The organism is Erysipelothrix anatis (assembly GCF_009828745.1).
In the GTDB taxonomy this organism is placed as follows: Bacteria; Bacillota_I; Bacilli_A; order Erysipelotrichales; family Erysipelotrichaceae; genus Erysipelothrix; species Erysipelothrix anatis.
Window position 1 is genome coordinate 1 of the sequence record NZ_WTSX01000023.1, and the last position, 4,963, is coordinate 4,963.

The following is a 4,963-nucleotide window of genomic DNA, read 5'->3' on the forward strand; positions in this document are numbered from 1 at the left end:
GATGTCGAATTACCTGGCAATGAGCTATCTTCACTAACGCTGGGCTAGATATTGTCGCCGCTAAAGTGCTTAACTTCTGTGTTCGAGATGGGAACAGGTGTGACCACTTTGCTAGAATCACCAGATCATGAGAGTAATCTCTCAAAACTGAATAACAGAAGACTTTGTATCTTTTCAAATAGTCGTTATTGTGATTAAAACCTCGACCTATTAGTATCAGTCAGCTACACATATCACTATGCTTCCACCTCTGACCTATCAACCTGATCGTCTCTCAGGGGTCTTACTACTTACGTATGGGAAATCTCATCTTGGAGTTGGCTTCGTGCTTAGATGCTTTCAGCGCTTATCCAGTCCATACTTAGCTACCCAGCCATGCCCTTGGCAGGACAACTGGTACACCAGCGGTATGTCCATCCCGGTCCTCTCGTACTAGGGACAGCGCTCCTCAAATTTCCTACGCCCACAACAGATAGGGACCGAACTGTCTCACGACGTTCTGAACCCAGCTCGCGTACCGCTTTAATGGGCGGACAGCCCAACCCTTGGAACCGAATTCAGCTCCAGGATGCGATGAGCCGACATCGAGGTGCCAAACCTCGCCGTCGATGTGAACTCTTGGGCGAGATCAGCCTGTTATCCCCAGGGTAGCTTTTATCCGTTAAGCGACGGCCCTTCCACGTGGTACCGCCGGATCACTAAGCCCGACTTTCGTCCCTGCTCGACTTGTAGGTCTCGCAGTCAAGCACCCTTCTGCCTTTACGCTCGTCGATTGATTTCCAACCAATCTGAGGGTACCTTTGGGCGCCTCCGTTACTCTTTAGGAGGCGACCGCCCCAGTCAAACTGCCCACCTGACACTCTCCCGGACCCGGATTACGGGTCGCGGTTAGATCTTCAAACTTACAAGAGTGGTATCCCAATGGCGACTCCACATAAACTAGCGTTCATGCTTCATAGTCTCCCACCTATCCTGTACATGTAAATTCAAAGATCAATATCAAGCTACAGTAAAGCTCCATGGGGTCTTTCCGTCTAGTTGCGGGTAACCGGCATCTTTACCGGTACTAAGATTTCACCGAGTCTGCTGCCGAGACAGCGCCCAAATCGTTACGCCTTTCGTGCGGGTCGGAACTTACCCGACAAGGAATTTCGCTACCTTAGGACCGTTATAGTTACGGCCGCCGTTCACTGGGGCTTCAGTTCAATGCTTCGACTCATGGTCTAACACATCCCCTTAACCTTCCAGCACCGGGCAGGCGTCACCCCCTATACTTCGTCTTGCGACTTTGCAGAGAGCTGTGTTTTAGTTAAACAGTCGCTTGGGCCTCTTCACTGCGGCTCTTCTCTAAAAAGAGCACCCCTTCTCCCGAAGTTACGGGGTCATTTTGCCGAGTTCCTTGGCAACAGTTCTCTCGCTCACCTCAGGATTCTCTCCTTGCCTACCTGTGTCGGTTTTGGTACGGGCCAAACCATAATTAACGCTAGAAACTTTTCTTGAGAGCTGGCATCGGTTACTTCGCTACTTCCTCACGGGTTCACTCCTCATAACGCCTTTGCTTTATATGGCGGATTTGCCTACCATACGGCTCCTTCGCTTAAACCGGCTCTTCCATTCGCCGGCTTAACCTAGCCTTCTCTGTCATTCCTTCACTTATGGCTCGGGTACAGGAATATCAACCTGTTGTCCATCGACTACGCTTTTCAGCCTCATCTTAGGTCCCGACTTACCCAGGGCGGACGAGCCTTCCCCTGGAAACCTTAGGCAATCGGTGTGTCAGATTCTCACTGACATTTCGCTACTCACACCGGCATTCTCACTTCTATACGCTCCAACGCTCCTCACGGTACATCTTCAACGCTGTATAGAACGCTCCCCTACCACTTGTATTACTACAAATTCGCAGTTTCGGTATCATACTTAGCCCCGGTAAATTTTCGGCGCAGGGTCACTCGACTAGTGAGCTGTTACGCACTCTTTCAAGGGTGGCTGCTTCTAAGCCAACCTCCTAGTTGTCTGTGCATCCCCACATCCTTTTCCACTTAGCATGAATTTTGGGACCTTAACTGGCGATCTGGGCTGTTTCCCTTTTGACTACGGACCTTATCACCCATAGTCTGACTGCCATCTACTTCTCCACTGGCATTCGGAGTTTGATTATATTCAGTACCCCGAGATGGGGCCATCATACATTCAGTGCTCTACCTCCAGTGGCCTTACGATGACGCTAGCCCTAAAGCTATTTCGGGGAGAACCAGCTATATCAGAGTTCGATTGGTATTTCACCCCTAGCCACAACTCATCCGCCAGCTTTTCAACGATGGTCGGTTCGGTCCTCCATTTGGTTTCACCCAAACTTCAACCTGGTCATGGCTAGATCACTCTGTTTCGGGTCTACCACAATGTACTTCGCGCCCTATTAAGACTCGCTTTCGCTTCGGCTCCGTCTTTTCCAACTTAACCTTGCACATTATGAGTAACTCGCCGGTTCATTCTACAAAAGGCACGCCATCACCCTTTAACGGGCTCTGACTTCTTGTAAGCATACGGTTTCAGGATCTATTTCACTCCGCTTCCGCGGTTCTTTTCACCTTTCCCTCACGGTACTGGTTCACTATCGGTCACTAAGGAGTATTTAGCCTTACCGGGTGGTCCCGGTTGATTCCGACAAGGTTTCACGTGCCTCGCCGTACTCAGGATTCCACTAGGGTAATCGCAGCTTTCGTCTACAGGGTTTGCACCTTCTACGACTGGCCTTTCAATGCCATTCGACTAGCTTTAATTAATCCCACATTGTGGTCCTACTACCCCATCTCGAAGATGGTTTGGGCTCTTCCCGTTTCGCTCGCCACTACTCAGGGAATCACTGTTGTTTTCTTTTCCTCTTGCTACTAAGATGTTTCAATTCGCAAGGTTGCCTCACTATAGACTATGTATTCATCTATATGTAATACTGCATTACCAGTACTGGGTTCCCCCATTCGGATACCTCCGGATCGTTGAGTACGTACCTCTCCCCGGAGCATTTCGCTGTTAGTCGCGTCCTTCATCGGCTCTTAGTGCCTAGGCATCCACCGTACGCCCTTACATATTTAATCACATGTAATTTCGCGCCTGATTGTTTAAAATCAGTTTTTGTGTTTATCGCTTCGATAAACGTGTGTTCGCTTTGCTTTTAATTGCTTTTAGTTACTGTTTGTTTAACTTGATGTAAATCTAGTTTATACAACTATTCGAAAAGATATTCTGTTGATAACTTTATGTCTATCTATCTCTTCTGTTATTCAGTTTTCAAAGATCATTCTTTTGAAAAGCTTAATAGCCTCTCAAAACTAAACAGGAAACTCTTGTGTCAACTTCTGCTTCTTACTAAGTTATTACTCCTTAGAAAGGAGGTGATCCATCCCCACCTTCCGGTAGGGATACCTTGTTACGACTTAACCCCAATCATCGGTCCTACCTTCGACGGCTTCCTCCCTTTCGGGTTAGACCACCGGCTTCGGGTATTACCAACTCTCATGGTTTGACGGGCGGTGTGTACAAGGCCCGAGAACGTATTCACCGCGACATGCTGATTCGCGATTACTAGCGATTCCGACTTCATGGAGTCGAGTTGCAGACTCCAATCCGAACTGAGACGTACTTTCTGAGATTCGCTTCACATCACTGCTTCGCTGCCCTCTGTATACGCCATTGTAGTACGTGTGTAGCCCAGATCATAAGGGGCATGATGATTTGACGTCATCCCCACCTTCCTCCGGTTTATCACCGGCAGTCTCTCCAGAGTCCCCAACTTAATGCTGGTAACTGAAGACAAGGGTTGCGCTCGTTGCGGGACTTAACCCAACATCTCACGACACGAGCTGACGACAACCATGCACCACCTGTATCCGCCATAACTATTACATATCTCTATGCTTTTGCGCGGTATGTCAAGACCTGGTAAGGTTCTTCGCGTTGCTTCGAATTAAACCACATACTCCACCGCTTGTGCGGGCCCCCGTCAATTCCTTTGAGTTTTACGCTTGCGCGCATACTCCCCAGGCGGGATACTTATTGCGTTAACTACAGCACTGAATTTCTCCAACACTTAGTATCCATCGTTTACGGCGTGGACTACTAGGGTATCTAATCCTATTTGCTCCCCACGCTTTCGAGCCTCAGCGTCAGTTACAGGCCAGTTAGCCGCCTTCGCCACTGGTGTTCCTCCATATATCTACGCATTTTACCGCTACACATGGAATTCCACTAACCTCTCCTGTACTCAAGTCTACCAGTTTCTATGGCATCACGGGGTTGAGCCCCGAACTTTCACCATAAACTTAATAAACCGCCTGCGCTCCCTTTACGCCCAATAATTCCGGATAACGCTTGCCACCTACGTATTACCGCGGCTGCTGGCACGTAGTTAGCCGTGGCTTTCTGGTAAGGTACCGTCATATAGCTAGCATTCCCTCTAACTATCGTTCTTCCCTTACAACAGAGCTTTACAACCCGAAGGCCTTCTTCACTCACGCGGCGTTGCTCGGTCAGGGTTTCCCCCATTGCCGAAAATTCCCTACTGCTGCCTCCCGTAGGAGTCTGGGCCGTGTCTCAGTCCCAGTGTGGCCGGTCACCCTCTCAGGTCGGCTACGCATCATCGTCTTGGTGAGCCGTTACCTCACCAACTAACTAATGCGCCATAAGCCCATCTCATTGTGATGTATCCCATCTTTAATTAAATCAAGATGTCTTGACTTAACCTATCCGGTATTAGCTGACGTTTCCATCAGTTATCCCAGGCATTGAGGCAGGTTGCTTATGTATTACTCACCCGTTCGCCACTAAGATTGTAAGAAGCAAGCTTCTTACGCTCTTCGTTCGACTTGCATGTATTAGGCACGCCGCCAGCGTTCATCCTGAGCCAGGATCAAACTCTCCATTTGATTCTTTCTCATTTTTATACTCTGACGAGTTTTGTTTA

Annotated in this window: 3 rRNA genes; all 3 read right to left on the bottom strand. The window is 48.8% G+C overall.

Going from position 1 to position 4,963, the window contains the following annotated elements:
* Positions 1–11: 11 nt before the first annotated feature.
* Positions 12–125 (bottom strand): 5S ribosomal RNA (gene rrf / locus GVV19_RS10680).
* Between the two features lie 65 nt (positions 126–190).
* A 23S ribosomal RNA gene (locus tag GVV19_RS10685) occupies positions 191–3,098 on the bottom strand.
* A 290-nt stretch (positions 3,099–3,388) separates the two neighbouring features.
* A 16S ribosomal RNA gene (locus tag GVV19_RS10690) occupies positions 3,389–4,925 on the bottom strand.
* Together the 16S, 23S and 5S rRNA genes form the textbook arrangement of a ribosomal RNA operon.
* Positions 4,926–4,963 lie beyond the last annotated feature (38 nt).